Source organism: Streptomyces antarcticus (assembly GCF_026627255.1).
Taxonomy (GTDB): domain Bacteria; phylum Actinomycetota; class Actinomycetes; order Streptomycetales; family Streptomycetaceae; genus Streptomyces; species Streptomyces antarcticus.
The window spans coordinates 84187-109945 of the sequence record NZ_JAPNLM010000005.1 but is presented as its reverse complement, the minus strand read 5'-3'; the positions used below and the strand labels follow the sequence as shown (position 1 = coordinate 109945).

At 70.6% G+C, this 25759-nt stretch carries 23 protein-coding genes and 2 pseudogenes; 9 read left to right on the top strand and 16 right to left on the bottom strand.

The window, feature by feature from the left end:
- Window positions 1-93 precede the first annotated feature (93 nt).
- Window positions 94-564, top strand: coding sequence for a MarR family winged helix-turn-helix transcriptional regulator (locus OTB16_RS10495; RefSeq protein ID WP_267719756.1), 471 nt, complete (start codon window positions 94-96; stop codon window positions 562-564).
- Between the two features lie 63 nt (window positions 565-627).
- Here the strand turns inward: OTB16_RS10495 and OTB16_RS10490 are convergent, their stop codons facing one another.
- From OTB16_RS10490 to OTB16_RS10460, 7 genes and pseudogenes are all read right to left on the bottom strand, one after another.
- Window positions 628-1827 (bottom strand): PP2C family protein-serine/threonine phosphatase, encoded by a 1200-nt coding sequence (locus OTB16_RS10490; RefSeq protein ID WP_267719755.1) that lies wholly within the window; start codon window positions 1825-1827, stop codon window positions 628-630.
- 169 nt (window positions 1828-1996) lie between these two features.
- The gene (locus OTB16_RS10485; protein ID WP_267719754.1) at window positions 1997-2548 is read right to left on the bottom strand and encodes a MarR family winged helix-turn-helix transcriptional regulator; all 552 of its coding nucleotides are present in this window, start codon (window positions 2546-2548) and stop codon (window positions 1997-1999) included.
- A gap of 180 nt (window positions 2549-2728) precedes the next feature.
- On the bottom strand, window positions 2729-3991 hold the full coding sequence (locus OTB16_RS10480) for a PP2C family protein-serine/threonine phosphatase (RefSeq protein WP_267719753.1): 1263 nt from the start codon (window positions 3989-3991) through the stop codon (window positions 2729-2731).
- Window positions 3988-5040 carry an ATP-binding protein gene (locus OTB16_RS10475; RefSeq protein WP_267719752.1) on the bottom strand — a complete coding sequence of 351 codons (1053 nt, stop codon included), beginning with the start codon at window positions 5038-5040 and terminating at the stop codon, window positions 3988-3990. Before OTB16_RS10475 ends, OTB16_RS10480 begins: the two co-directional genes overlap by 4 nt.
- A complete protein-coding gene (locus OTB16_RS10470) occupies window positions 5025-5498 on the bottom strand; it encodes an ATP-binding protein (RefSeq protein ID WP_267719751.1) in 474 nt (157 codons plus the stop codon). The genes OTB16_RS10475 and OTB16_RS10470 overlap by 16 nt, the downstream gene beginning before the upstream one ends.
- Window positions 5482-5883, bottom strand: a complete 402-nt coding sequence (locus tag OTB16_RS10465) for an STAS domain-containing protein (protein WP_267719750.1) — start codon at window positions 5881-5883, stop codon at window positions 5482-5484. Before OTB16_RS10465 ends, OTB16_RS10470 begins: the two co-directional genes overlap by 17 nt.
- A 359-nt stretch (window positions 5884-6242) precedes the next feature.
- Window positions 6243-6507, bottom strand: a pseudogene (locus OTB16_RS10460) (MerR family transcriptional regulator).
- 1021 nt (window positions 6508-7528) lie between these two features.
- On the opposite strand from OTB16_RS10460, the gene OTB16_RS10455 reads away from it, so the two are divergent.
- Window positions 7529-7921 (top strand): ATP-binding protein, encoded by a 393-nt coding sequence (locus OTB16_RS10455; protein WP_267719749.1) that lies wholly within the window; start codon window positions 7529-7531, stop codon window positions 7919-7921.
- A 265-nt stretch (window positions 7922-8186) separates the two neighbouring features.
- Here the strand turns inward: OTB16_RS10455 and OTB16_RS10450 are convergent, their stop codons facing one another.
- Genes OTB16_RS10450 through OTB16_RS10440 form a run of 3 tightly spaced genes read right to left on the bottom strand, consistent with a single transcriptional unit; the run spans window position 8187 to window position 12567 of the window.
- A complete protein-coding gene (locus tag OTB16_RS10450; protein WP_267719748.1) occupies window positions 8187-10799 on the bottom strand; it encodes a cation-translocating P-type ATPase in 2613 nt (870 codons plus the stop codon).
- Window positions 10799-11665, bottom strand: coding sequence for a universal stress protein (locus OTB16_RS10445; protein ID WP_267720010.1), 867 nt, complete (start codon window positions 11663-11665; stop codon window positions 10799-10801). Before OTB16_RS10445 ends, OTB16_RS10450 begins: the two co-directional genes overlap by 1 nt.
- Window positions 11665-12567 carry a universal stress protein gene (locus tag OTB16_RS10440; RefSeq protein ID WP_267719747.1) on the bottom strand — a complete coding sequence of 301 codons (903 nt, stop codon included), beginning with the start codon at window positions 12565-12567 and terminating at the stop codon, window positions 11665-11667. The genes OTB16_RS10445 and OTB16_RS10440 overlap by 1 nt, the downstream gene beginning before the upstream one ends.
- Before the next feature lie 575 nt (window positions 12568-13142).
- Here OTB16_RS10440 and OTB16_RS39230 point away from each other — a divergent pair.
- The 4 genes and pseudogenes from OTB16_RS39230 to OTB16_RS10425 all read left to right on the top strand — a co-directional run.
- Window positions 13143-13292 (top strand): annotated as a pseudogene (locus OTB16_RS39230) (universal stress protein); the annotation flags it as partial.
- Between the two features lie 115 nt (window positions 13293-13407).
- The gene (locus OTB16_RS39225) at window positions 13408-13818 is read left to right on the top strand and encodes a universal stress protein (RefSeq protein ID WP_324290796.1); all 411 of its coding nucleotides are present in this window, start codon (window positions 13408-13410) and stop codon (window positions 13816-13818) included.
- Between the two features lie 75 nt (window positions 13819-13893).
- On the top strand, window positions 13894-14022 hold the full coding sequence (locus tag OTB16_RS10430; RefSeq protein ID WP_420717666.1) for a hypothetical protein: 129 nt from the start codon (window positions 13894-13896) through the stop codon (window positions 14020-14022).
- 98 nt (window positions 14023-14120) lie between these two features.
- Entirely contained in the window at window positions 14121-14996 is an 876-nt protein-coding gene (locus tag OTB16_RS10425) for a universal stress protein (RefSeq protein WP_267719746.1), read from the top strand.
- Window positions 14997-15068: 72 nt separating this feature from the next.
- On the opposite strand, the gene OTB16_RS10420 is transcribed toward OTB16_RS10425, so the two are convergent.
- From OTB16_RS10420 to OTB16_RS10400, 5 genes are all read right to left on the bottom strand, one after another.
- Window positions 15069-15278 (bottom strand): flavodoxin domain-containing protein, encoded by a 210-nt coding sequence (locus tag OTB16_RS10420; protein WP_267719745.1) that lies wholly within the window; start codon window positions 15276-15278, stop codon window positions 15069-15071.
- A gap of 167 nt (window positions 15279-15445) precedes the next feature.
- Entirely contained in the window at window positions 15446-17845 is a 2400-nt protein-coding gene (locus OTB16_RS10415) for a glycoside hydrolase family 65 protein (RefSeq protein ID WP_267719744.1), read from the bottom strand.
- Complete coding sequence (locus OTB16_RS10410; RefSeq protein ID WP_267719743.1) at window positions 17842-18597, bottom strand: HAD family hydrolase; 756 nt, start codon at window positions 18595-18597, stop codon at window positions 17842-17844. Before OTB16_RS10410 ends, OTB16_RS10415 begins: the two co-directional genes overlap by 4 nt.
- Window positions 18594-19274, bottom strand: a complete 681-nt coding sequence (locus OTB16_RS10405) for a helix-turn-helix domain-containing protein (protein WP_267719742.1) — start codon at window positions 19272-19274, stop codon at window positions 18594-18596. The genes OTB16_RS10410 and OTB16_RS10405 overlap by 4 nt, the downstream gene beginning before the upstream one ends.
- 155 nt (window positions 19275-19429) lie before the next feature.
- Window positions 19430-19852 carry a DUF1003 domain-containing protein gene (locus OTB16_RS10400; protein ID WP_324290795.1) on the bottom strand — a complete coding sequence of 141 codons (423 nt, stop codon included), beginning with the start codon at window positions 19850-19852 and terminating at the stop codon, window positions 19430-19432.
- A 251-nt stretch (window positions 19853-20103) separates the two neighbouring features.
- Between OTB16_RS10400 and OTB16_RS10395 the strand changes: the two genes are divergently transcribed.
- From OTB16_RS10395 to OTB16_RS10385, 3 genes are all read left to right on the top strand, one after another.
- Window positions 20104-22521 carry a phosphoketolase family protein gene (locus tag OTB16_RS10395; RefSeq protein ID WP_267719741.1) on the top strand — a complete coding sequence of 806 codons (2418 nt, stop codon included), beginning with the start codon at window positions 20104-20106 and terminating at the stop codon, window positions 22519-22521.
- Window positions 22522-22668: 147 nt separating this feature from the next.
- Window positions 22669-23169: a Crp/Fnr family transcriptional regulator gene (locus OTB16_RS10390; protein WP_267719739.1), complete on the top strand. Its 501-nt coding sequence runs from the start codon at window positions 22669-22671 to the stop codon at window positions 23167-23169.
- Window positions 23170-23213: 44 nt separating this feature from the next.
- Window positions 23214-23903 carry a response regulator gene (locus OTB16_RS10385; RefSeq protein WP_267719738.1) on the top strand — a complete coding sequence of 230 codons (690 nt, stop codon included), beginning with the start codon at window positions 23214-23216 and terminating at the stop codon, window positions 23901-23903.
- A gap of 15 nt (window positions 23904-23918) precedes the next feature.
- Here the strand turns inward: OTB16_RS10385 and OTB16_RS10380 are convergent, their stop codons facing one another.
- Complete coding sequence (locus OTB16_RS10380; RefSeq protein WP_267719737.1) at window positions 23919-25637, bottom strand: sensor histidine kinase; 1719 nt, start codon at window positions 25635-25637, stop codon at window positions 23919-23921.
- Window positions 25638-25759: the final 122 nt, after the last annotated feature.

Here is a 25759-nt window from a genome sequence, read left to right as displayed (position 1 = left end):
GGGCAGACGAGGCGTATCCGTTCAGATAGAGACCTGTCACCGGCGGCGCCTTTCCCGAGGGGATGTGCGCTGCCTACAGGGAGTGACGCCACAGTGAGCCGCGCGGAACCGCCCGAGGATCCCCTGTACGAGACGGCCTGCGAGGTGGCAGAGGCCGCCGAGGCCTTGATGGACGTCTGGGAGCGGTCGGCGCAGAGTGCCCCTCCGCGTCTGTCCGCTCTTCAGCTGCGTGCGCTGGTGGCGGTGCGGGGTTCGCCCCGTATGAATCTCACGCGGCTCGCCGAGGACATCGATGCGACGGCACCTGCCACCAGCCGGTTGTGCGACCGGCTGGAGGCCGCAGGGCTGCTGCGTCGTGACCGCGGCGACTCGGACCGGCGCGAGATCGTCCTGGCGCTGACAGCGCAGGGCCGCCAGGCCATCGACGCGCTGGCCGAGCAGCGGTGTCACGCCATCCATGAGGTTCTCGAACGCATGCCCTCCGAGCAGTGCCGTGAGCTCGTGAACGGTCTGCGCGCCTTCACCCGGGCATCGGGGCGAGCCTCACCTGTCCGTGAGCTGTGAACGCGCGGCCATGGTCGGGCCGGGCATGGATGCCATCGGGTGTCACTGATCAGGCACGAGTGCTCAGCCGTCGAGGAGCTGCTGCCTTCCCCTCCAGTCCAGGCAGATCACCGCCGCGTCCTCGGGCAGATCGCTGCCGCCGTGGTGCTGCACGAGGCCGTCTACGAGCGCCCGGGCGGTCTCGTACGGCGAAGACCTCTGGGTGGCGGCGATCGTCTCGCGAAGGGCGCGTTCACCGAAGGCGCGACCGTCCTGGCCCGGGGAACCGTGTACGCCACTGCTCACGATCACCAGACGGTCCCCCGGCGAGACGCTGAAGGGCTGCTTGCGGTATTCGGTCTCCTGGAACATCCCCAGCGGCGTCTGGGTTTCGAGGACCACCTGCTCCACGAGGCTGTCGCGCACCCGAAATACGTGAGGTGACCCGGCGTCCACCGCATGCGCTGAACCTGTGGTCAGGTCGAAGCGCAGGAGCAGCGACGGCGCGCACTGCTTGCCCCCGTACTGGGCGTATACCGCCTCACTGGCGAGGGACGCCTGCTCTTCGAGAGGGACGCATGCCCGGCGGGCGTTGCGCAGTGCGCTGACGGCGAGGTTCGTCAGCAGAGCGGCGTCGATGCCGTGTCCCTGGCCGTCGGTGCACGTGACGGTCAGGACGTCGTCGGTGGTGCTCCAGTCGAAGTTGTCTCCCCCGATGGCGTAGGCCGGCTCCAAGTGGGCGCCGAGGGTGTACTCCTGCCGGCTCAGTCCGCGGCCCGGAAGGAGCTGCCACTGCATCTCGGCGGCCAGTGTGAGCCGACGGCGGCGGCGGGCCTGCAGGTAGAGGTCGGTGTCCCGTTCGGCCACGATCAGTTCATGCCCCAGGGCTGTGGCGAAGGCCGCGAGTTCCAGCATGCGGGAAGTTCCCTCGGCCGGCTCGGGAAGGCGCGCGGAGAGCACACCCAGCCGGTCGCCCCGAACGGTGACCGGCAAGTGGGCGATGACGATGCCGGGGTCGTCGGTGACCTCGACGACCGGAGCCTGGGCGGTGAACGCCCGGCCGGCCGGTGTCCCCTCGCGGACGGACACGTGGGATCCGGTGTGCGGCAGCTGCGTGACCGGTTGCAGCACGGAGAGGCCGTAGTCCGCGAGCAGGAGGGTGACCTCCTTCACCTGGGCGTACTGTGCCAGCAGTTCACCGGCCGCCGACAGGAGCGAGGTGGGGGGTGCAGCCCGCAGTGCGCTCTCCGCGGCTCCGAGCCAGACTTCGGAACGGTTGCTCATAGCCTCTTCCCTCATCACCCGCACGAGCCCGCCGGGTGGGCGTGAAGCCCAGCGGACCGGTCCGGAAGTGTGCCCGGTCCCCGGTGCTGGGATGCGGCAACCACGGGGCGCGACTCCCTCAGGATGCCTGTCGCCCGGTCATCATTGTCTGCGTTGCGAAGCGGGTCCGTCAGGCGGTTTCGCGGCGCTCGCCGCGTTCTCTCTCCTCGAGGCCTATGTGGAGGAGCGCCGCGGTGCGGAAGGTCTGCAGGCTCTCGGCCAGCGCTCCGAGGTCAGCTGCGGGGATCCTCGTCAGGACGGTTTCGATCTCGCTGGATCGCCAGGCGCGCATCTGCGCGAGGATTCTGTGCCCGCCGGGGCTCAGCCTCAGTTCGACTTCCCGGCGGTTGGCCGTGCCGCGGGAGCGCTGGATGAGGCCGGCTGCTTCCAGCCGGTCGCACAAGCGACTCACCGAAGGCGGCGTGGATCCGAGCGCTTCGCCGAGGTCGCGCAGGTTGACGCCGTCCCATTTCTCGATCACCGTCAGCGCGCGGAGCTGCGAGGGTGAGACTGGGGCGAGGTCGGGGGCTTCACCGCCTCGGCCCCACAGCACCTCCAGGATTTCCAGGAGGGTGCATGCCTCGAGAGCCACTTGGTCGTGGCCGGCGGACGGTATGACTCGGGGCATTCGCTCACTCTGACACCTGAATGCCTGTTTGTCAGTCGCCTCGTTGTCAAGCACCTGTAGGTACCTCTCGGTGGACGAGCTGGGGACGGCGTACGGCAGGAACCGGCTGACCGGAGCTGCCCGGAGTGGGGCGGGTGGGCCGGCGGCCTCTCTGCCGCTGGTGATGAGGCTAGCCGAGAGTCACCGGCTGGGTAACGCGAGGAGGCGAGGCACCCGCATCGGACCTTCTCCTCCTCAGAGCGGTGGGAGGGTGATGCGCAGTGCCATGGCCAGGGTGTCATCGGCGTGGAGAACGATGGTGTGCATGTCGGCGGCGATGGCGGTGGGAATGTCGGCCAGGGGCAGGTGGGCGTGGGTCCGCGCCGCTTGGACGAGCCTGATCTCGCCCTCCTCCACGTCCTTGCGGCTTTCCGTGAGGCCGTCGGTGTAGAGGAGAAGGAGGTCTCCCGGGTCCAGGTGCGCGGACAGCACACGATCGCTCCCGGGGAGGGGAAACCCGATGCCCCGGCCGCGCACCTCGAGGTACTGCGCGGTGTCGTCGGAACGGACGAGCAGGGCGGGTGGGTGGCTTCCGTTGGCAAGCTGGAGTTCTCCGGTCGCGGGGTCGATCCGGGCCAGGAGCACGGTCGCCATGAGTCTCGGGTCGAGGGGCATGAGGATGTCGTGGGTGCGGGCCAGGATCGACTGCAGGGGATGACCTTCGAGGGCCAGGGTTCTTACGGCGTGGGTGACGTTGAGGGCGCTGCGGGTGCTGCGTACGCCGTGGCCGACCGCGTCCACGATGGTGATGTGGAGGGTTCCGTCGGGGAGGGTGAACCAGTCGTAGAGGTCACCGCCGGTGGGTGCGCCGGGGTCGGCGGGGGCGTAGTGAACGGCGAGGTCGAGTCCGGGGATCAGAGGCGGCGGCGGCCGCAGGGCGTCCTCGAGTTCCCGCAGGACCTGTCCGTGGGCCTTGCGCAGTTGCTCGTCCTGCTCTTCGAGCTGCACGTAGAGGGCGACGACTCCGGCATTGGTCTCGGCGAGCTCGTGCTTCAGGAGACGGTGTCCGGCGGCGAGGGAATCGGCGAGGGCGAGGGCGGCCCGCAATTCCTCGTCGCTGTCGCGGGATTCGGCCGGCGGCAGGATCGGCGGGTCGGCGGGCGGGGGGTTCGGACCGTGGGTGCCCGCGCGGTGAGGGTCGGCGGCAGGCGTCGGAATGTGCCAGGTCGCCGTGGGGCCGGAGGTCGTGGGCGCGGGTAGGGGCAGGTCGCTGGTCGCCAGGGGGCCGGCGAAGCGGGACGCGTGGAAGGTGACCGCCAGGAGACCTCCGTCGCCGGGTCCGTTCTCGCAGGAGGCGGTGAGTGCGACGGGGCGTCCGGCATGGAACTCGGGTGCGGCGAGGGCGGTCACCGACAGCACGAGGCGGCCCCGGACATCTGCCGGCAGCCGGTGAGCGTGGGCCAGGGAACGCACCGCCTGCCGAAGCAGCGGCAACGTAGAGTAGCGATGGATGTTCACGAGGTCACCTGCCCCGGCCGGGCCGTCGACACCGTGGCGTCGTCCTGGAAGCGGAGCGCCGGTGGCGTTGGTGCGATTGCTGCCGCGAGAAGGGGCGGCGCCGGGCGCGGCGGGAAGTCCGTAGGCGTATGCGACCACTGCGGGTCGATGCCATCGGCGGGCAGGACTACGGCGGTTCCCGCGGGACGCAGAAGCTGTCGCGCATGTCGTGTATGTGGGGCGGGCGTGCGTCGGCCGACGATGCCGGGCCGGCCGGTCACCCGGCGGTGCACGTGGTGGGGAGAGAGGGTGCCCGTGCGGACGTCGCCGGTGCCGCTGCACTCGGCCCGCTCCGCGTGCGGGCGGGCGATGCCGACCGCGGTGCCCCGGGTGTGGCGCAGGGCGCGGTGCGGGGCGGTCAGGATGTGGGGAAGGGGTTGTTCCGCGGTATCTCGGAACGAACGCGGGGCGGCCTGGGCGGCTTCTGCGGCTTCGTGGCCGTGGCCGTGGCCCAGACCGTCGATGACGTCAGCGGTACGGGCGGTGCCGGTGTCCAGGACTGCGGCGGCGTTTGCGTCTGCGGCGGCGTCTGCGCAGTGCGTTCCAATGTCGGCGGGCAGGCTCACCAGTCCTGTGTCCTGGTGGGCGGCTTGACGGCGGCCGGGGAGGGCGAGCCGGGCGCGGACCAGGGTCCCGGTGCCGGGCCGGGTCTCGATGGTGAAGGTTGCGGCGACGCGGCTGACGGCGCCGAGGGTGCTGGTGGTGGTGAATCCGTCGGTACGGCACCGCTCAAGCTCGGGGCTGCCGGGGCCGTGGTCGGCGGCAAGGATCTCCAGGCCGCCGCCCAGCGGGAGCGGATGGATGGAGAGGGCGCCGTAGGTGGCGTGCTTGGCGATGTTCCTCGCCAGTTCGGATGCGATGACCGCGGCCTGGTGCGGCAGAGCACCGGTCAGGCCGCACTCCTGCGCTGAGGCGCGTGTGACCTCCGAGGCGACGCGTACGGGGCCGTAGTGGTCTATGCGGATGTACGCGGCCGGAACCGAGCAGGTCAGGGTCACGGACGGGCCCACCGGGTGACGGTGACCGTCGTACCTTGTCCCGGGGTGCTTCGAACGGCGAATTCGTCCATGAGGCGCTTGGCTCCACCCAGGCCGTGACCGAGTCCGCCCCCGGTCGTGAACCCGTCGGCGAGGGCTTCCTCGACGTCGCGGATTCCGGGTCCGCTGTCGCTTATCGTCAGCCGCAGCCCCTGCCTGCCGTTCTGGCGCGGGTACTCGATGAGCAGTGTCCCGCCCCCGCCGTGAACGTAGGCGTTGCGGGCCAGTTCACTGACCGCGGTGACCACCCGTGTCTGGTCCACGATCCCGAAGCCGACTTCGAGGGTCGCGGCGCGCACGGCGTGACGTACCGACAGCAGATCCTCTTCCGTGCGCAGGGCGATGTGCAGGGGTGCGTCAGGGACGGCGAAAGCAGGTGGAAGGCCGGGGAGGGCTGCGGGGGCGTGGGCGCTGTCAGCTCGCTGTGTCATATAGGGCCCCTTTCAGGGGCTGCTGGCTCGAATGCCATCCCAGAACGGTCATGGCCTGTTCCGCGTGGACGGTGGTTTCGACGCCGGTGAGTTCCAGGCCCAGCTCGACGGGCGTGACGGCCACCGCGGGCCGCATCCCGGACACGATCACCCGGGCTCCCATCAGGCGGGCCATGGCGGTGACTTCCATGAGCGTGCGGGCGGCGAAGGAGTCGATGATCTCCAGACGGGAGATGTCGATGACCACGCCACGGGCCCTGTCATCCGCGATGCGTTCGGCGAGCTCTCTGCTGAAGGCAGCCGCGTCCCTGTCTTCGAGATCGACAAGAAGGCCGGTGAGCAGGACTTCTCCCAGGCGGTCGGACCGGTCCAGCTGCAGCCGCACCCACCGGTCCGCTATCCCATCAGCGCGCCGCTGAAGCGCTTTTGTGACACGCTGCCGTACGTCGGTCCTGCCGCTGCTCACTCAGGTCCCTCACAGTCCTTGACGCTCCCCGCCCCGAGACAGCGGGGCGACGGGATGGGGTCTTCCCGCATTTACCCCGCACGCGCAACTATTGTCGTGCGACAAATATACGCACGGCCTCCAGGCGGAGGGAACCCGGCCGCACCTGCCCCTCCATCGCACAGTCGCGCCCCGCGGAGCCCGCCATGCCGCTCCAGCACCGCCATCACACGACAATCGGAGCGTGGCGCCGCAGGCGGATAGGAGAACGGGCGTCTCGGCGTGTCGCCCTGGGCGTCCTAGCCGGTGATGGTGATCTGGTTGGCAGTGTCGTAGCCGGGGGTCTGCGTGGCGGCGATGCGACAGGGGGCCGCGATCGGCGTCCCGTGGTCAACGAGTTGCCGGGGGCCCGGGCCACGATGCGGAGCCGGTAGCGGGAGTAGCGACGGTGGCCGCCGGCGGAGCGGAGCGGAGCGGGGTGACGCCGAGCAGCCCGGCAGCCCGGCCCATCGTGTAAGCGGGGCAGTCGTCGTCGAGACGGCCAAACGAGTCGTCTGCTGCCATCGAGCCTCTCGCGCGGAACACGCGGAGGGGCCCTGGCGCCGTACTGGCACCAGGGCCCCGAAGGAACTGCTACACCATCTGCCGGCCCTGATCCTGCGCCGGCCTTCTGTGTCCGCGTGCCCGACCGGAATGCTGCCGGGGCTGCGGGGATCGCGGTTGCTTGACCGGAGACCACCTCACTATCGATGTCCTGCGGTACCCGGACTCAACACTCCGTCCGGGCGATCCTGATGGCGCCCAATCCCTCCGTTCATCCCTCGGATGATCGACTACCTACTACTGGGAACTACTGGTACTGCGAACTACTCGTACTGCTTGTGGCCTGACCCAGCGCCACGTTCCGGCAGCCAGCCCCGTCGCCCGTCCTGCGTCTGCTCTGACTTGGAACCCCACTGCCGAACCTCCCGATGCGCGCGCCCGCAGCCGACGCCTTCACCGAGGTGCTGCTCACTGACTTCACTGCTGGGTACTTCTTGTACTGCGGTACTGCTAACCGCTTGGCACTGCGGCGTGGCCTGACCGAGCGCCACGTTCCGGCAGCCAGCCCCGTCGCCCGTCCTGCGTCTGCTCTGACTTGGAACCCCACTGCCGAACCTCCCGGTGCGGACGCCCACCATCGACACCTCACCGAGGTACTACTGGGTACTGCGAACCGCTTGTACTGCAACCACTGCGCGTGGTGGCCCCTTATGACTGCGGGCCACCCGGTCCGGTGATCAGTCCCGTCGCCGTCCTACGACAAACCTGGCTTCGACACTCCACCACCGCACCGTCATACGGGCACTACCTGTACTGCCTGCCCGGCAGTTCGTCTCTGCCAGGCCCTTCGGTCTCTCTGGGCTACGAGAGAAACCATAACTACACCACCGCCCAATGTCTACTCCGGCCGACACAGATTTCCGCGTGCGCGCCTCTGAGGTAATCGGGCGTTGTCGGGTTGAACGGCTACGGGCGGGGGCACAACGACCGGGCAGGCAGGGCCGGACGGACACCAACAACAACAACAGACCCGGAGCGCGCGATGACCACGATGAGCGCCGAGCGCACAGCCATGCGTTCTCTGTCAGCCGTAGCCACGGCACGTCAGGACGCCCGGGCGTTCCTCGAGACCCTCGGGCATCCGACCATCGGTCCGGAGCAGGCCGACACGGTCGTCCTGGTGGTCTCCGAGCTCGTGACCAACGCCCTGCGCCACGGTGGTGGTGCCTACATCCTCCGCCTCGCCGCCCACCCCGGCGCCATCGAGGTCGTCGTCGAGGATTCCAGCCCGCGGATGCCGCGAACGCGGACCCCCGACCTCGTCGACGGGACGGGTGGATTCGGCTGGCACATGGTCAACGACCTCGCCCACCGCGTCGTGGTCACGCCCGGGCCCGAGGGCGGGAAGACCATCCGAGCCCTTCTCCCCCGGTAGCCCGCTGTGCCCGTTGATGCCGAGGTGTTCCGTGTGCGGCCGGGACGGGCTTCCTCTCTCCGTACCGCGGCCCTCGTGAGCCCGGGCAGGACGATTAGGCCGCAGGCGACGCCCGCCAGGCCAGGGAGAAGGTTCTGTTCCGGGCGCCGGCGACGGTCCCCCACCCCCCGTCACTCGTCGGCGAGACCGGACGACTTGTGCCGTGTCCTGTGCTCGGAGGATGGATCCACGATCGTCGCCACCCCTCAGCCGGGGCGTTTTTGCTTCAGCCGTGGGAGATCGGCGTTGTCCGGGGTTGCTTGTGGAACGCGGACCGTACGATTCGGGCCGCGATGAAGCCGATCAGGGCTGTGGCTGCCGCCAGTCCGATGCCGGCCCGGTCGAGCGGTTCGGTTTCCAGGATCGACCGGAGTGCCGGTACGTATAGTGCGGCTGCCGCGAGGAGTGCGGAGGAGAGGACAGCCAGGGGGAGGAAGAGGTTCTCCCTGGTCAGTAGGCGGCCTCGAAGGCCCAGGACCACTCCGAGCTGGGCGGCGAGCAGGGCGAGGAAGAGCACGCTCTGCCACGGCAGGTCCCAGGCCCGTGCGGTGAGGGCTGCCGCGAGGCAGGAGGCGGTGACGACGGTGGCGAGCAGGAGGAGTCGCTGCCAGGCGCCGGCGCCGAGGATGTGCTGTCCGGTCGGACGGGGAGGTCTGTTCATGGCGCCCGGTGAGACGGGTTCGGCGCCCATGGCGACGCCGGTGAGGCCGTGGGTGAGGAGGTTGATCCAGAGGATCTGTCCGGCCCGCAGGGGCAGGGGGAGGCCGATGAGAGGGCCGGCGAGCATGACGAGGATCTCGGCCGTTCCGCCGGCCAGGCCGTAGATGAGGAAGCGCCGGATGTTGTCGTAGACGCGGCGTCCCTCCTCGACGGCTTTGACCACGGTCGACAGTTCGTCGTCGGTCAGTACGAGGTCGGCGGCCTGCCGGGCGACCTCTGTGCCGCGTGCGCCCATGGCGACGCCGATGTCGGCCTGGCGCAGGGCGGGTCCGTCGTTCACCCCGTCGCCGGTCATCGCGGTGACGGCGCCGTGGGAGCGCCAGGCTTCGACGATGTCCAGCTTCTGCTGGGGATTCGTACGGGCGAACACCCTGACGGCGGTGAGGTCCTCGACCTGGCCGGTGGCGATGTCCGCGCCGGTGACCACGTCCTTGGACGAGGTGTCGGCAGCGAGCAGTCCGACCTGGGCGGCCACGGCGCGAGCGGTGGCGGGGTGGTCGCCGGTGATGAGGATGGGGGTGATACCTGCGGCCCGGCAGGCGGCGATGGTGGCCGCGGCCTCCGGTTTGGGCGGATCGCTGATGGCGACCAGGCCGAGCAGGTGGAGGCCGGACTCGGCGTCGGCGGCGTCGTCCGGCATGGCGTCCCGTGTCCCGGAGGCGATGGCGAGGACGCGGAAGCCGCGTGCGGCCAGCAGCGCGGCCTGCTGTTCCGCCGTGTGCAGCAGGTCGGTGTCATCGTCGAGGACGGCGGGGTCGAGGATCGCCTCGGGTGCGCCTTTCAGGCAGACGAGCACCCGGTCCTCGGGCGTGGTGTGCAGGGTGGTCATGCGTTTGCGCAGGCTGTCGAAGGGGGCTTCGTCCGTGCGCGGGTGGCTTGCGTGGAGGTCGGCCTGGGCGGCGCAGCCTGCTTTGGCCGCGGCGGTCAGGAGGGCTGCCTCGGTGGGATCACCGATCGCGGTCCAGCGGTCGTCGGGCGGGACCGGTCCCGTAGGGGGCCGGATCGAGGCGTCGTTGCAGAGTGCCGCCGTGGTCAGCAGTTCGTGTAGAGGGTCCCATTCCGTCGGCGTAGGGGGGCGGCCGGCGATCTGGACGTCGCCTTTCGGCTCGTAGCCGAGACCGGAGAGGTCGGCCGTGGCCCTGGGTGTCCAGATGTGCTGGACCACCATGCGGCCTTCGGTGAGGGTGCCGGTCTTGTCCGTGGCGAGGACCGATACCGAGCCGAGTGTTTCCACGGCGGGAAGGCGGCGTACGAGGGCGTGCCGGGTGGCCATGCGGCGGGCGCCGAGTGCGAGGGCGAGGGTGACGACGGCCGGTAGGGATTCCGGTACCGCGGCCACCGCGAGGCTGATGGCGGTCACTGCCATGATCCCGACGGGCAGGCCTTGCAGGAGTCCGAGTACGAAGACGACCAGGCAGAGTCCGAGGGTGGCGGCGGCCAGGAGCCGGCCGAGGGAGCCGAGGCGGTGTTGCAGCGGGGTCGGCTCGCGCCCGCCGTCGAGGAGGGCGGCGATACGGCCGAGGGCGCTGGCCGCGCCGGTTGCCGTCACGGTGGCCACGCCTCTTCCCCGGACGACGACGGTTCCGGCGCTCAAGGTCGTACCCGGGTCCTTGTCCACCGCGAGGGACTCGCCGGTGAGCATGGATTCGTCGACGAGGAGGGCCGAGGCCTCGGTGAGGTCGGCGTCGGCGGCGACGATGTCGCCCTCGCCGAGCAGGAGGACATCGCCGGGAACGACGTCGGTGGCCGGGACTTCGCGTGGCGTGCCCTCTCTCCGTACGCGTGCTCCCGGGGCGGACATGGCCGAGAGGGCTGCCACCGCGTTGTCGGCGCGAATCTCCTGCGTCACGCCGACGGTGGTGTTGAAGAGGATCACCAGGCCGATGACGACGGAGTCGGCGTGGTCGCCGATGGCGATCGTGAGCAGGACCGCGCCGATCAGGACCATGATCAGGGGGTCGCGGAGCTGCGCGAGGATCCGCGCGTACAGGGGGGTGGCCGGCTGGGCGGCGACTTCATTGCGGCCGTGCTCGGCGAGCAGGCGCGCGGCCTCCCGTTCGGTGAGTCCGGCGGACTTCTGTGAGGTGGCGGGTGCCTGGCTGGCCGCGGGCGCGGACATCAGGTTCCCCGCGCAACGGGGACCGTGATGACCGGGCAGTGTGCCCGGTGCAGCAGTCCGTGGACGACGGAACCGAGCCGCATGCCCGTGTAGCCCCCGTTCCCCCGTCGGCCCAGAACCAGGGCCAGGGCGTGTTCGGCTGCCTCGGCGAGCTCCTCGACCGGGTGACCGGCCAGCACTTCGTGGGTGAGCGCGACGTCCGGGTACTTCTCCGACCACCCGGCGACGGTCTCGGACAGCAAGCGCCGCTGCATCTGCAGACCGACGTTCTTGTCCTGGAACGAGAGGAGGGGCTGGTGCCACACCGAGATCGCCCGCAGGGCGCATCCGCGTGCGTCCGCTTCCTCGAAAGCCACGGCCAGGGCCGCCTTCGACGACTCGCTGCCGTCGATCGCGACCACCACGTACGGCGCTTCCTGGCTGACGTGCTCGGCATCGCCCACGACGACGACCGGGCAGTGCGCCTGGGCGACGACGGGCACGACGAGGGAACCGGCGCTGAGGAACTCCTCGGTGCGGCTCAGGTGTCGTGAGCCGAGCACCACCATGGGGGCCTTTTGGGAGAGCCGGCCGAGGGCGGGCGCCGGGAATCCGTCGAGCAGATGGGTGGACACTTCGAGTTCCGGGTGCCGTGAGCGCGCCCACGCGGCGGCGGCTTCGAGGGTTTCCGATCCGGATCGGCGCAGGTCGACGCGGTGTGTGGTCCCGTCAACATGCCGGGGGTCGTGTTGCGGTGGCACTGCCAGTGCGAGACCCAGTCCGAGCGACCGGCGGTGCGCCTCGTCGGCGGCCCAGGCCAGGGCCATGTGCCAGTCCCTGACCGGGTCGATGCCGATGACGATCTCGTGGCCTGTGATGTTCTCGATCACGACTCGCTCCCCTGCTCGTTGGCGTGCCGCGGGATGAGCAGCACGGGGCAGTGCGCGTGGTGCACAAGGCTGTGGGTCGCGTGCCCGAGCGTGCGGCCGATGTAGCCCGGGGAGCGTCTTCCCCCGACGACCAGCAGGTCCGCGTGCCGGGATGCCTCGGCCAGTGCCCCGGCCACCGAGAAGTTCTTCTCGACGTCCGCCTGGACGGTCAGATCCGGGAACTCCTCGCGGATCAGGTTGGCCATGGCCGTCAGGCGGTGTGCGTGGCGTCCGCTGATCTCCTCGATGTCGTCGAGCATGCTCACGACGTTGCCGACGGACTGGAGCAGGTTCCACACGTGCATCAGCCGCAGCGATGCCTTGCGCAGCTCTGCTTCGCACGCGGCGTACCGGACACAGTCGAGGTCGTGTTCGTCGCGGACCCCGGCCAGCACGCTGCCCATCTCGACATCCCGGTGCGTACCCCGCACCACGGCGAGGGGCGTGGTGGCGCCGGCGGCGGCCTTGAGGGCGACGGAGCCGAGCATCAGCGAGGTGAACCCGCCGAGACCGCGGTTGCCGATGACGACGGTGCCGTGGATGCCGGCGGCCCGATGGAGGCTGGGCACCGCTGCGCTGCGGCTGAACTCCGTGGTGACGTGCAGATCGGGATGGAGTTCCGTGACGGCCGCGGCAGTCTCCTGGAGTAGCTCGCGGCCCGCTGCCCGGACCCGTTCGAGGGATTCCGCCGATGAGTAGACGGCTCTGCCGTCCGTGTCGGCGGCGTGGACGATGCGCAGGGTCGTCTCCCTCCGTTCGGCTTCGGCCGCGGCCCACAGGGCTGCCCCGCGTGCGGGCTCCGACCCGTCGACGCCGACGATGACCGTCCCGAGTTCCGGACCGGCGGTGATGCCATCCATGGTTTCTCCTGATCGAGGGCCATCGTGCTCCTCCTCTCACGCTGGCATCGCGGACGCGTGGTCTGCGAGGGCCATAGAGGCCAGTTCAAGGGCCGACTGGTCCCTCCCTCGCGCCCGGTACCGGCGTGAGCCGCCGAGACGGACCCGGTCGGCCCCCGTACAGGACCGTTCGGCCCTCGATTCGGTCGTCGGCTGGGCGGATGGTGGCTGGTACGGGTGGCGCACACCAGCCCTGTACGCCCCGGCGTGACGACGTACGGGAGGTCCGCTCGTGAGGCACACCCAGGTCGGCAGGTGAGCGAGGACGTGCTGTCCGACAGCATCGGGGCGCCCACCGGATCAGTGGACGTCCACGTCCTGGACGGTGTCGTGACCCTCACAGGTCGGCTGGAACGGCAGAGCCAGATCCCCTCGCCCCGCGACTCGCCGCACGACCGGACGGCGAGTCGTCGCCGTGGTGGAGACGAGCTGACAGCCCGCACGGACGATTCCCGTCTGATCCCGCCGGAGCGCGGAGCGCACCCCATCACCTGGTGCCGGCGAAGTGCTCCGCGCAGCCTGAGGAGTTCACCATCATGAACCACCACGTATCTGTCGGAGTCGACGGCACCTCCGCGAGCCTTTCCGCAGCCCGCTGGGCAGCCCGCGAGGCCACGCTCCGGCAGGCCCCGCTGCGGATCGTCCACGCCGAGGACTGGTCCTCGGGCACGCTGATACCCGAGCGGGATCCCGGGACGCGCGACCGTTGGGCCGACGAGGTCACCGAGACACCCGTCGTCCTCGTACGGGCGGAAGACGACGGGGGGGAACGCGGCCTCCACCCCGTACGGCGAGATCGTCGTGGGCGTCGACATCCACCAGGCCTGCGACAGGGTCCTGGCCTTCGCTTTCGAGGAAGCCTCACGCCGCGACTGCGCGCTGCGGGCAGTGCACAGCTGGAAGCTCCCTTCCGCATCCGGCTACTCACCCGTCCTCAGGCCCTCTGTCGCGCGCGAGGTCGACCGCACCGTTGCCCAGATGCTCGACGACATGCTCATGCCGTGGCGGCTGAAGTTCCCGGACGTGCGGCTTGAGGAGAAGACGTTCATCGGATCAGCGGGACGGGAGCTCGTCCAGGCCACCACGGGCGCGGACCTCGTCGTCATCGGACGCCGCATCCGCCGCTCGCCCATGGGTACACACCTCGGCCCGGTCGCCCACGCCGTCCTCCACCACACGGCCGCGCCGGTCGCCGTACTCGCCCACGACTGACCTCCCGGTTACCCGGCGCGCCTCGACATCGAGCGTACCCGCGCGACCTGTTCGACCTGTGACCTGTTCGACCTGGTGATCGGACTCAACCGCTGGGCGCTGCGCGTCATCGCGTACGCGGCGCTCATCGCGGACGATTACCGGCCCCTCCGACTCGACCTGGGCGGTCAAGATCCGCCGCTCGCCCCGGACGTCGCCCGGTAGGGGCCGGTCGGCTCCACAACGGTCCCCTCGGCCCCTCTCGAAACCCGTGGCCCGGGGCGGAGTCTGGAACTCACACGTCAACTGAGGGAGATGGCACCATGGCCAACCTTGTGACCGCCGGCCTCGACGGCTCGCGCGAAAGTGTCGCGGCGGCCCGATGGGCCGCGTGCGAAGCCGGCCTTCGAGGGGTACCGCTGGCTCTGGTCCACGTGGAGGAGTGGTTGGAGCGGCCCCCTCTCACCGTCGCGACCACCGAGGTCCAGCGCCAGTGGGCGGAGGGGCTGCTGCGCGAGGCATCCGCGGAGATCAAGCGGTTGTATCCGGATCTGGAAGTCACCTCCCGCCGGCTGTCGGGGATTCCGGCCACGGCTCTGGCTCATGCGGCCGCCTCTTCGGACATGCTGGTCCTCGGTTCCCGCGGACTCGGCAGCATCGCCGGCTTCTTCCTCGGGTCCGTCGGCGCCGACACCGTTGCCGCAGCCGATCAGCCGGTGGTCCTCGTAAGAGAACCCCACGGCCCGGCAACGCCCGACAAGGAACTCGGTACCGACGGCCCGATCGTGATGGGCGTGGACACAGGCCGACCTTGTGACGCGCTCCTCGCCTTCGCCTTCGATGAGGCATCACGACGTGGGTGCGTCCTGAAGGTCCTCCACGGCTGGGCACCGCCGCCGGTCATCGACTACGGCTCCGTGCTCAGCTTCGGCGCCCAGGAGGACATCGGTCGCGGGATGGTCACTGCTGTGGACGACATGATCCGCCCGTGGCGCGAGAAGTACCCTTCGGTGGAAGTCGCCCCCGAGGTGCGTATCGGCCAGCCCGCGATCCAGATGGTGGACGCCTCCCGCCACGCCGCGCTCGTCGTGGTCGGAAGGCGCATCAGGCGGTCCGCATACGGCACTCACATCGGCGCCATCACCCACGCGGTCCTGCACCACGCCGCCGCGCCCGTCGCCGTCATCGCCCACGAGTGACCCCCCGCACGTCGGGGCGTTCCAGCCCGCACAACAGCTGAGGCCCTGGCGGGCTTTCCGCCCGCCAGGGCCTCAGTCATCGTCGGCTCCCGATTCGGTGGGCAGCCGTCCGGACCAGCCGGGTTCCACGCCGTCGTATCCGCGGATGTCCCTGACCTCGCCGGCCGGGGCCACGACCGCGTCGATCCCGTCCTCGCGCAGCGACGTTCCGATCTGCTCCGCGATCCCGGCCGTCGCACCGTGCTTACTGCCATAGACGACCAGAACCCGTTTCGTGCTCATGCGCCTCCTCCTTCGGTCGTTCATGCGAGCCCGTACGGGGTGCGCCCGAGTGCTTCCACCGTCCACTCGGAGACCGCGCCGGCCGCAGGGGCCACTGGAGCCTGGTAGGGGCCGTTCGGCCCTCACGGGTCGTTGCGTCCGGGAGGGGGACTTCCGTGGTGCGGGGGTCAGTCCGACGGGAGACGGAACCAGTGCTCGTCTCCGGCCGCCGCCGCGACGGCGTTTTCCCCCGGCAGCACGAGGTTCACGGGACCCTCAAGAGATTGCGGCACGGTGATGCCGAGCCTGCCGGGGAGCAGCCGGATGCGGACGCCGCGGTGCCCCCGGTGGCAGAGCGTGAAGGAGACGGGCTCGATCTGCCCCAGGGGGACGGGTTCGACGTACAGGCCGGCGGGGCCGGTCTCCAGGCCTGTGACGCCTCGCTCCGCGAGGTCGAGGGTGCCGGCCATGGCACCCAGGTGGATGCCCTCACCGGTGGTTCCGCCCTGGATGTCGGTCACATCGCCCAGGAGCGCCTCCTCGCAGTGCTTCCAGGCGTCGGGCTCCTTCTGCCGGGCCAGCACCCAGCCGTGCACGAGGCTGCTGAGCGTCGATCCGTGGCTGGTGCGCGGCAGGTAGTACGCGACGGTGGCCCGCCAGGTCGCGTCGTCCAGCCGGTAGCCGAGCCGGTCGAAGAGGCCGTACAGCTCGGCGGGCCGGAAGAGGTAGCCGAGCATGATCACGTCGGCCTGTTTCGATGCCTGGTAGCGGTTGACCGTGTCCCCTTCGGATTCGAGGATCCGGTCGAGCCGGCGGACGTCGCGGTAGCGGGCGCGGTAGGCCTTCCAGTCCAGCTCGGCCAGGTCTCCGTACCCCTCGAACTGGCTGATGACGCCTCGGTGGAACGGGACGTACAGGCGGCGGGACACCTCGTCCCAGTGCTCCAGCGCGGCGCGGTCCAGGGTCAGGCCGCCGGTCAGCTCCGTCCGGCGCGCCGGGGGCAGCTCGTCGAGCAGTTCGAGCCCCTGCTGGATGACCCAGGCGGCCATCACGTTGGTGTAGGCGTTGTCGTCGATTCCGGGATTCGCGGCATCCGGATAGGCGTCGTGGTACTCGTCCGGGCCGAGCACACCGCGGATGTGGTACCGCTTTCGTTCCGGGTCGTAGGAGGCGGCTGCGGCCCAGAAGGCGGCGATCTCCAGGAGGAGTTCGGCGCCGGGGCCGTGGAGGAAGCCGGTGTCCCCGGTGGCGCGGCCGTACCGGCAGAGGTTCAGGGCGATCGCGGAGCCGACGTGGTGCTGCAGGTGTGAGTGGTCGGGCAGCCAGCGGCCCGAGCGGGGATTGAGGTGCAGGGCCTGGCTCTCCTCCTGTCCCGAGCTTCCGCTCTGCCAGGGGAACATGGCCCCGCTCTGCCCGGCTTGCCGGGCGGCGGTGCGGGCGGCCGGCAGCCGTCGGTGGCGGTACATGAGCAGGGCCCGCGCCACGTCGGGGAAGTGCAGGGTGATGTAGGGCAGGACGAAGAGTTCGTCCCAGAAGACGTGGCCCCGGTAGGCCTCGCCGTGCAGCCCCCGTGCGGGGACGCCCACGTCCAGCTCAGCGGTGTGCGGGGAGAGCGTCTGGAGCACGTGGAAGAGGTGGAGGCGCAGGATCCGGCCCTTCTCCCCCGAGACGCTGATCTCACCTTCTTCCCAAAGCCGTTCCCAGGCCGAGTGCTGTGCTGTGAGCAGTGCCGGGAATCCGGGTGCCCGTGAGGCGTGTGCCATCGCGCGCGCCAGGAGGTCTCCGGCGGGCCTGTCGAGGGAGGTGTACAGGGCCGCGGTCTTCACCAGCGTCGCGGATCGTCGGGGGGCCACGGGCAGCGTGAACGTCTGGACCGTTCCTGTCGCGGTGCGGCTCGTCACGACGGGTGCGCCGGGTCGGGTGACCGTCCTGGCCGCAAGGGCGATGTCGATCCGGGAGGAGGTGGTGCGGCAGGTGATCCAGGCGAGGCCGTGCGGTGCGAAGCCCGTCCGGTGTTCGGTGAGGTGGTGGCCGTCGAGCCCGCTGTAGCGGTCCACTCCCGCGTTGGTCACCGCTCCGTCGAGCCCTGATTCCACTTCGACCAGGCCGCTCCAGCCGTAGGCGCGGAATGTGGTTCGCTGGGCTGCGAGGAACGGGTCCCCCATGTGCACGATCCGGAGGTGGGTGACGCCGAGGCGGCGGCCTTGGCCGTCCTGGAAGAGCATGTGCCGGGTGAGTGTCCCGGCGCGCAGGTCGAGCACCACCTTGTAGTGCAGCATGCCGGGGTCGTCGGGAGTCAGCCAGTCGCCGGGGAGTCCGTCCTCGGCGATGCAGCGGTACCGCAGTACCGTCCAGTTGGGCAGGTTGACCATGTCTTCGTTGTCGACCCGCTGTCCGGCCACGTGCGAGGTGAGCCGGTTGTAGCAGCCGGCGGCATAGGTGGCGGGATAGTGAACGGGGCCCGCCGGGGCCTCGGGGGCCGCACCGCGCGTGGCGAACCTGCCGTTGCCCAGCGTGCACAGGGCCTCGACGAGGCGCTCCGTCTTGGGCTCGTAACGGCCGTACTCCCACGTCCACGAGGCGGTCACGGTCCTGCCCCGCTGACGGTGTCGGCGACGGCGAGGAGTTCGGCGGCGACCAGGCCCGCCCCGCGGTCCCGCAGTGCCCGCGCGGTGGTGGGGCTCGTCGTCCGGTCGAGGCCGACGACGAGGCCGAAGTGGCCGCGCCGGCCTGCTTCGACACCCGCGAGGGCGTCTTCCACCACCACGCAGCGGGCGGGTTCCACCCCGAGCCGTGCTGCCGCTTCGAGGAACAGGGAGGGGTCCGGTTTGCCGGCCAGTCCCAGTCGGGCAGCGTCCGTGCCGTCCACGACCACGTCGAAGAAGCCCAGGAGGGAAGCTGATCCGAGAAGTGGCCGGGCGTGCCGCGAGGCCGATACGGCGGCGCGGCCCACGCCGTGTGCCCGCAGCCGGGCGAGCGCCGGAGCGACGTCGGCGAAGGCCTCGACGGTCCCGGCTTCCAGGGTGCGTACGAACTCCGACTCCTTGCGCGCCGCGACCGCCCAGACCGTGTCCGCGCCCGGGGCGCTGTCGGGGCTGCCGGTCGGCAGGTCGATGCCGCGCGCGTTCAGGAAGGAGGCCGCTCCGTCCAGCCGAGGCTTGCCGTCGACCCACTGGCGGTACTCACGATCCGCGTCGAAGGGCGGCTGCCGTCCCTTCCCGGATGAGGCCCAGGCGTCCAGACAGCTGTCGAAGGCGGTCTTCCAGGCCGCGGCGTGCAGCCGTGCCGAGTCGAGCAGTACCCCGTCGGTGTCGAACACGACGGCACGTAGCGCGCTCACGCGGATCGCGCACGGCGGCCGCTGATCCGGGTGGGGGTGATGGACATCCAGTGCGTGCGGGGGCCTCCGGCCCAGGGGAGCGAGCGGGCGACCGAGAACAGGTGGCTGACGCGCGCCCCGTCCGTGACCCCGGACAACTCGCCGACGGCCATGACGCTCCAGCCTTCTCGCATCGCGTCGTCGATGTGGTCCACTTCGAAGGCGACCTCGGTCCCGGCTGCCTCGGCGAGCCGCGAGTTGGCTGCCGTGCGGAACGCGATCTCGTCTCCCACAACGACGTAGTTGACGGGGAAGACGGCAAGTCCTTCCAGGCCGGAGAACCCGACCCGGCCGATGCCGTGGGTGGAGAGCAGGCGGTGGCACTCGGCCTCACTCAGCACGGTCAGCTCGGAATCACGCATCGCGGTCCCCATGCCGGGGGGACTGTCGGCCGTTCTCCCGGTCAGCTCGGAAACGGTGGTGCCCAGGCCGTCCGCGAGACCCACGAGCATGGCCATGCTGGGCGCCGCCGCCCGTTCCTCCACGTAGGCGATGTACGACGCGGCCGCCCCGCAGCGTTCCGCGAGTTCTTCGCGCGTGATCCCCAGCTCTTCGCGGCGGGCGGTCACGCGCCGTCCGAGGTCGCCGCGGGCAGCGGGAACCTCGATCGGAGACGGATCTGCTGCGGTCTTTCCCATGATCGTCACACCCTTGCCATGTCGAAGCCGGTACAGGAGGGTCCCGTGGGCGTCTACCTCAGGCTGTACCCGCTGCCAGCGCGTGGCCAGGGCCGGTCGGCCCCCTCCCGGGGCCCGCCCGGCCCGCTTCCGCGGAGCGCGGACCTCGGGCACCTTCACTGTTCGAGAGGTCCGCTCCCCTGGTCCAATTCGGGGACCAGACGGCGATGGAGTTCCGTGGTCATCGCGTGTATGGCACGGGTCAGTTCCGTATTGGTCTTGAGTTCCAGCTCCTGCTGGACGAAGTCATGGTCGGCCTTCGCCTGCTGGAACACCGCCTGACGGTTCTGGCCGATCATCACGAACGTCGACAGGAAGATCGCCTCCAGGGAGACGGCGAGCGTCAGCATCGGCCAGGGGTTGGCCTCCACGAACAGCATCCAGAGGGTGAAGGCGACCGCGTGGAGATAGACGAACGGCATGGAGCCGGCGAACTTCGTGATCGCGTCAGCGACACGCAGCTGGACATCGGCTGCCAGGCTCGTACGGTGTGCGACAACAATCGGATGATGCCGCGCCCCGGTCTCGGTTCCGTTCACCTGGCGCGCCTCCTGGGGATCAGCACCCCTGAAACGCCCCAATAGCCCGTACCATCTCAAATTGGCCACCCTTCCAGGCATACCGCCGAAGCCCGCCCTCAGATGTGGCGGCCGCAGCCGACCCCGTGGCACGTGACCGGCGGACGACCGACTGCCCACACTCCGCCCCACGGTGATCGCGCAGAAGGGGCCGACCGGCCCTCATACCGGGGCCGGTCCTGCCCTTCCCGCCCCGGGCCCACGAGAGCAGCGTGTCAAGCATCGGCTCAGCCGACGCATGCCCCGGCCCGCGGTCCGAAGGAGCACCCATGACCACGTACCGAATCGCGGAGCTGGACGCGCACTGGCGCGCCGCGAACTACCTGGCCGCCGGCCAGATCTACCTCCTGGACAACCCGCTGCTCACGGAGCCACTGCGGCCGGAGCACATCAAGCCCAGGCTGCTCGGCCACTGGGGCACCGCACCCGGCCTGAACTTCGTCCACACCCACCTCAACCGGGTGATCAAAGAGCGTTCGCTGGAGGCCCTGTGCGTGTGGGGGCCCGGCCACGGCGGAGCGGCCGTGCTCGCCAACTCCTGGCTGGAGGGCACGTACAGCGAGACCTACCCGGACATCGGCCGCGACGCCGACGGGATGCGCAAGCTGTTCCGCCAGTTCTCCTTCCCCGGCGGCGTGCCGAGTCACGTCGCGCCGGAGACCCCCGGGTCCATCCACGAGGGCGGCGAGCTCGGCTATTCGCTGGCCCACGCCTACGGGGCCGCCTTCGACCACCCCGGCCTGCTGGTGGCCTGCGTCATCGGCGACGGCGAGGCGGAGACAGGGCCGCTGGCCGCCTCCTGGCACTCCGACAAGTTCCTGGACCCGGTCCACGACGGCGCCGTCCTGCCGGTCCTGCACCTCAACGGCTACAAGATCGCCAACCCGACCGTGCTGTCACGTATCCCCGAGGCGGAGCTCGACGCGCTGCTGCGCGGCTACGGGCACGACCCCCTCTACGTCTCCGGCAGCGACCCCGCCCTCGTCCACCCGGCCATGGCCAGGGCCATGGATCAGGCCCTGGACCGCATCCACGCCATCCAGCGGGAAGCGCGGGCCGCGGGTACGGATCCGGGCGGTGAGCGCGCACGCTGGCCGATGATCGTGCTGCGGACCCCCAAGGGCTGGACGGGGCCCGCGACCGTCGACGGTCAGCCGGTCGAAGGCACCTGGCGGGCACACCAGGTGCCGCTCGCCGGGGTCCGTGAGGACCCCGGACACCTGAAGCAGCTGGAGCGCTGGATGCGTTCCTACCGGCCGGAGGAGCTCTTCGAGGCCGGTGGCCGTCCCGCGGCCTCCGTGCTGGCCTGCGTACCGGAGGGAGCACGCCGCCTGGGCGCGAGCCCGTACGCCAACGGCGGCCGGCTGCTGCGCTCGCTCCCGCTGCCCGGTCTCGACGGGCACGCCGTCCCCGTGGAGAAGCCCGGAAGCACCCTGCACGAGCCGACCCGCGTCCTGGGCCGCTACCTCGCGCAGATCATGCGGGACACGGCAGGACGGCGGGACTTCCGCGTCGTCGGACCGGACGAGACCGCGAGCAACCACCTCGACGACCTGTACGACGTGACGGGCAAGGCCTGGCAGGACATGACGGAACCCACCGACCGGAACCTGTCCCGGGACGGCAGGGTCATGGAGATCCTCTCCGAGCACGTGTGCCAGGGCTGGCTGGAGGGATACCTCCTGACCGGCCGCCACGGCCTGTTCTCCACGTACGAGGCGTTCGCCCACATCGTCGACTCCATGGTCGGCCAGCACATCAAATGGCTGGGGAGCGCCCGCGAGCTGAGCTGGCGCGCGCCCATCGCCTCCCTGAACTACCTGCTCACCTCGCACGTCTGGCGCCAGGACAGCAACGGCTTCTCCCACCAGGCCCCCGGCTTCGTCGACCACGTCCTCAGCAAGAGCCCGGGTGTCGTACGCGTCTACCTGCCGCCGGACGCCAACACCCTCCTCGCCGTGGCCGACCACGCCCTGCGCAGCCGCGACCAGGTCAACGTGATCGTCGCCGGCAAACAGCCCTGCCACGACTGGCTGTCCATGGACGAAGCGCGCACGCACGTGGCACGGGGCGCGGGAATCTGGGAGTGGGCCGGCACGGACGACGGGGCCCGCGAGATCGACGTCGTGCTGGCCTGCGCCGGAGACGTGCCGACCCTGGAGGTGCTCGCCGCCACGGCCCTGCTGCGCCGGCACCTCCCGGAGCTGGCCGTGCGCGTGGTCAACGTCGTCGACATCGCCCGCCTGATGCCGCGGGAGGAGCATCCCCACGGGATGACCGACACGGAGTACGACGCCCTCTTCACCACCGACAGGCCGGTCGTCTTCGCCTACCACGGCTATCCGTGGCTGATCCACCGCCTCGCGTACCGACGCACCGGCCATCCGAACCTGCACGTCCGCGGCTACAAGGAATCCGGGACCACGACCACCCCCTTCGACATGGTCGTGCGCAACGACCTCGACCGCTACCGGCTCGTCATGGACGTCATCGACCGCGTCCCCGGCCTCGCCGGCCGGGCGGCGACCCTGCGCCAGAGCATGTCCGACCAGCGGATCCGCCACCACGACTGGATCCGCATCCACGGAACCGACCTGCCGGAGGTCGCCGACTGGTCCTGGCCCTACTGAGCACCGGCCAAGGCGGGACGGATGGGGCGGCGGGACAGGTGGGGCGGCGGGACAGGTGGGCCGTCCGGGCCGGAACGGGGACCGAACGGCCCTTCCCCGGCCGACCGCCACGGCGGAAGGTGGGGGTGGACCGAACGGAGAACCGTCATGAGCGCCTCTTCCCTCCACCGGCTCACCTCCTCCCCCGACCGCTCCTCCCCCGACCGCTTCACCCGCGCCCTGTCCCCGGAGCACCGTGGCAGCCTGCTGGCACTGGCCCACGAGGTGAACTTCCCCGCCGGCGCACGGCTGTTCAACCAGGGCGGGCACACCGGACATTTCTGGGTCATCCGGTCGGGCAGCGTCGGCATGGACGTGCACGTCCCCGGCAGGCAGGCCGCGGTGGTCGAGACGGTCGGCCCCGGCGAGCTCGTCGGCTGGTCCTGGCTGTTCCGCCCGTACACCTGGCACTTCGGCGCCGAGGCCATGACGCCGGTACGCACCGACGAGTTCGACGCCGCCGCCGTGCGCACGCTGATGGACGCCGACCCCGCGCTCGCCTCCGAGATGTGGCAGTGGGTGGGTCAGGTGCTGGCCCACCGGCTCGTCTCCGCCCAGATCCGGATCCTCGACCTGTACGCGCCCCACGGCAGCGGAAGCAGCATCTGAGACAATTGACCCCAGACGTGTCCCGATCCGAGGGTGTGGCGTGGATGTTCGATTCACCGGCTGCCACCCCGGCGCCCACCCGGGTGTTCCTCCTCGACGACCACGAGGTCGTCCGCCGGGGGCTCCACGATCTCCTGGACGCCGAGCCCGACATCGAAGTGGTCGGCGAGGCTGCCACGGCCGCGCAGGCCCTGGCCCGGGGGCCGGCCTTGAAGCCGGACGTCGCGGTGCTCGACGTACGGCTGCCCGACAGCGACGGCATCACCGTCTGCCGTGAGCTGCGCTCACGCATGCCGGGTCTCGCCTGCCTGATGCTCACGTCCTTCGACGACGAGGACGCCCTGCTCGACGCCATCATGGCCGGCGCCGCCGGGTACGTCCTGAAGCAGATCAGAGGCTCGGACCTGGTCGCCGCCATCCGGACGGTGGCGACGGGTCAGTCGATGCTCGACCCGGCGACGACCGCGCGCCTCATGCGCTCGCTCCGGGACCCCAGCGCCGGAAAGCCGCCCGAAGACCAGCGGCTGACGGTCCTCTCCGAGCGGGAGCGCGCCGTCCTGGAGCTCGTCGGCGAGGGCCTCACCAACCGGCAGATCGGCAAACGGCTCTTCCTCTCGGAAAAGACGGTCAAGAACCACATCTCGCGGCTTCTCGCCAAGCTGGGAGTCGAGCGGCGCGTCCAGGCGGCGGTCATCGCCGCCGAGGTGCGCGAGCGCGACGAACCGGGCCGCTGACGCCGTCACCGTCACTCACCCGGGAGGCCCGAGCGGGACCCGCCACTCCAGACGGGTTCCGCCGCCGTCCGGGCACGGCGCGACCGACAGCGCGCCCCCTCGGACCTCGGCGCGCTCCGTCAGATTGCGCAGACCACTCCGGCTGCCACCGTCCGCGACACCCACACCGTCATCACTCACCGTCACGGTGAGCGTGCCGTCCGCCACGACGATGGCGACTTCCGCCCGAGTCGCCCGTGCATGCCGGGCGATGTTGGCGAGGGCCTCGACCAGGACGGCGACCACGTCCTCGGCCACCGGGGGCGGCACATCGGTGTCGATCAGCCCCTCCATCCGCAGGGCGGGAGCGAAGCCGAGCACCGCCGCCGCCTCACCCACGGCCCGCACCGCGCGGACCCGGAGTCGGGCGGGGTGGCCCGGTGCCGCCTCGTGGTCGCGGAGCCCGAAGATCGTCGAACGGATGATCTTGATCGTCTCGTCCAGGTCGTCGATCGACCGGCTCAGCCGCTCGGACGCCTCGGGGTGCTCCACGAACCGCTGGGCGCTCTGCAGGGTCATCCCCGTCGCGAAGAGACGCTGGATCGCGAGATCGTGCAGGTCGCGGGCGATCCGGTCGCGGTCCGCGAGCAAGCTGACCTGGTCGGTGTCCCGGCGCCGGTCGGCCAGTTCCAGCGCCAGGGCGGCCTGCCCGGCAAAACCGGGCAGCGGTGCGACCTCGGCCGCGGCGAACGACGGGCGCCCGGTCCGCCGTGCCAGCATCAGCACCCCCCGCAGCATCTCCCGGGTGCCCACCGTGACCGCCACAGCCGGGCCGAAGCCCGTCCAGACCTCCGGCTGCGCCGCGACCCGGACGTCGGTGGCCACATCCGCGAAGGTGATCAGGCCGTCCCGCGCCGAGACCAGACCGGCGAGGATCCCCTCGCTGCCCGGCAGGACGACCCCCCGGTGCGCCTCGGCGCCCTCCCCCAGGGCCAGCGAGCCGTGCAGCTCGCCGCTGGGCTCCACCTGGTAGAAGACGCACATCTCGGCCGAGATGATGTCCCGGGCCCGCTCCAGCATGCCCTCCAGCACCTTTATCTCGGAGGAGCCCGACAACAGCGCGTTGGTGAAGTCGGAGTTCGCGGCCAGCCAGCGCTCCCGTAGCCGGACCTCCTCGTAGAGGCGGGCGTTGTCGATGGCGACGCCGGCGGCAACCGCGAGGGTCAACAGGACCCCTTCGTCCTCCGCGTCGAAGTCCGTACCGCCGCGTTTCTCCGTCAGGTAGAGGTTGCCGAACACCTCGTCCCGGGCCCGGATCGGTACACCGAGGAAGGAGCGCATCGGCGGGTGGTGCTCCGGGAAGCCGACGGAGGCCGCATGCTCCGAGAGGTCTCCCAGACGCAGTGGCCGCGGGTGCCTGATCAGCTCGCCCAGCAGTCCGTGGCCGGCCGGAAGGGCTCCGATCCGCGCCCGGAGCTGGTCGCTGATGCCCACCGGGATGAACGCGGCGAGTCGCTCGTCGTCCCCCACCACGCCCAGCGCACCGTACTCCGCGTCCACGAGGACCACCGCGGCCTCCACGATGCCGCGCAGCACCTGGTCCAGGTCCAGCTCCTGCCCCACCGACATGACAGCCTCGAGCAGCCCGTTCAGCCGGTCCCGGCTACCCCGTGCGTTGGTGACCTGTGCCTGGAGCGCGTCCAGTCTCCGCTGCGGGATGCGGCTCCGCGCCGCCTCGCGATCGTCCCCGACCATGGACACCTCCGGCGCCATCAAGGGGCTCTGCGGATCCGCCCACTTCAGCGTAGTCCTTGCACCAAGCTGCCAGTCACTTTCAGGACCGTGTGCGGGCATGAGGCGACCGGGCCGATCCCGAC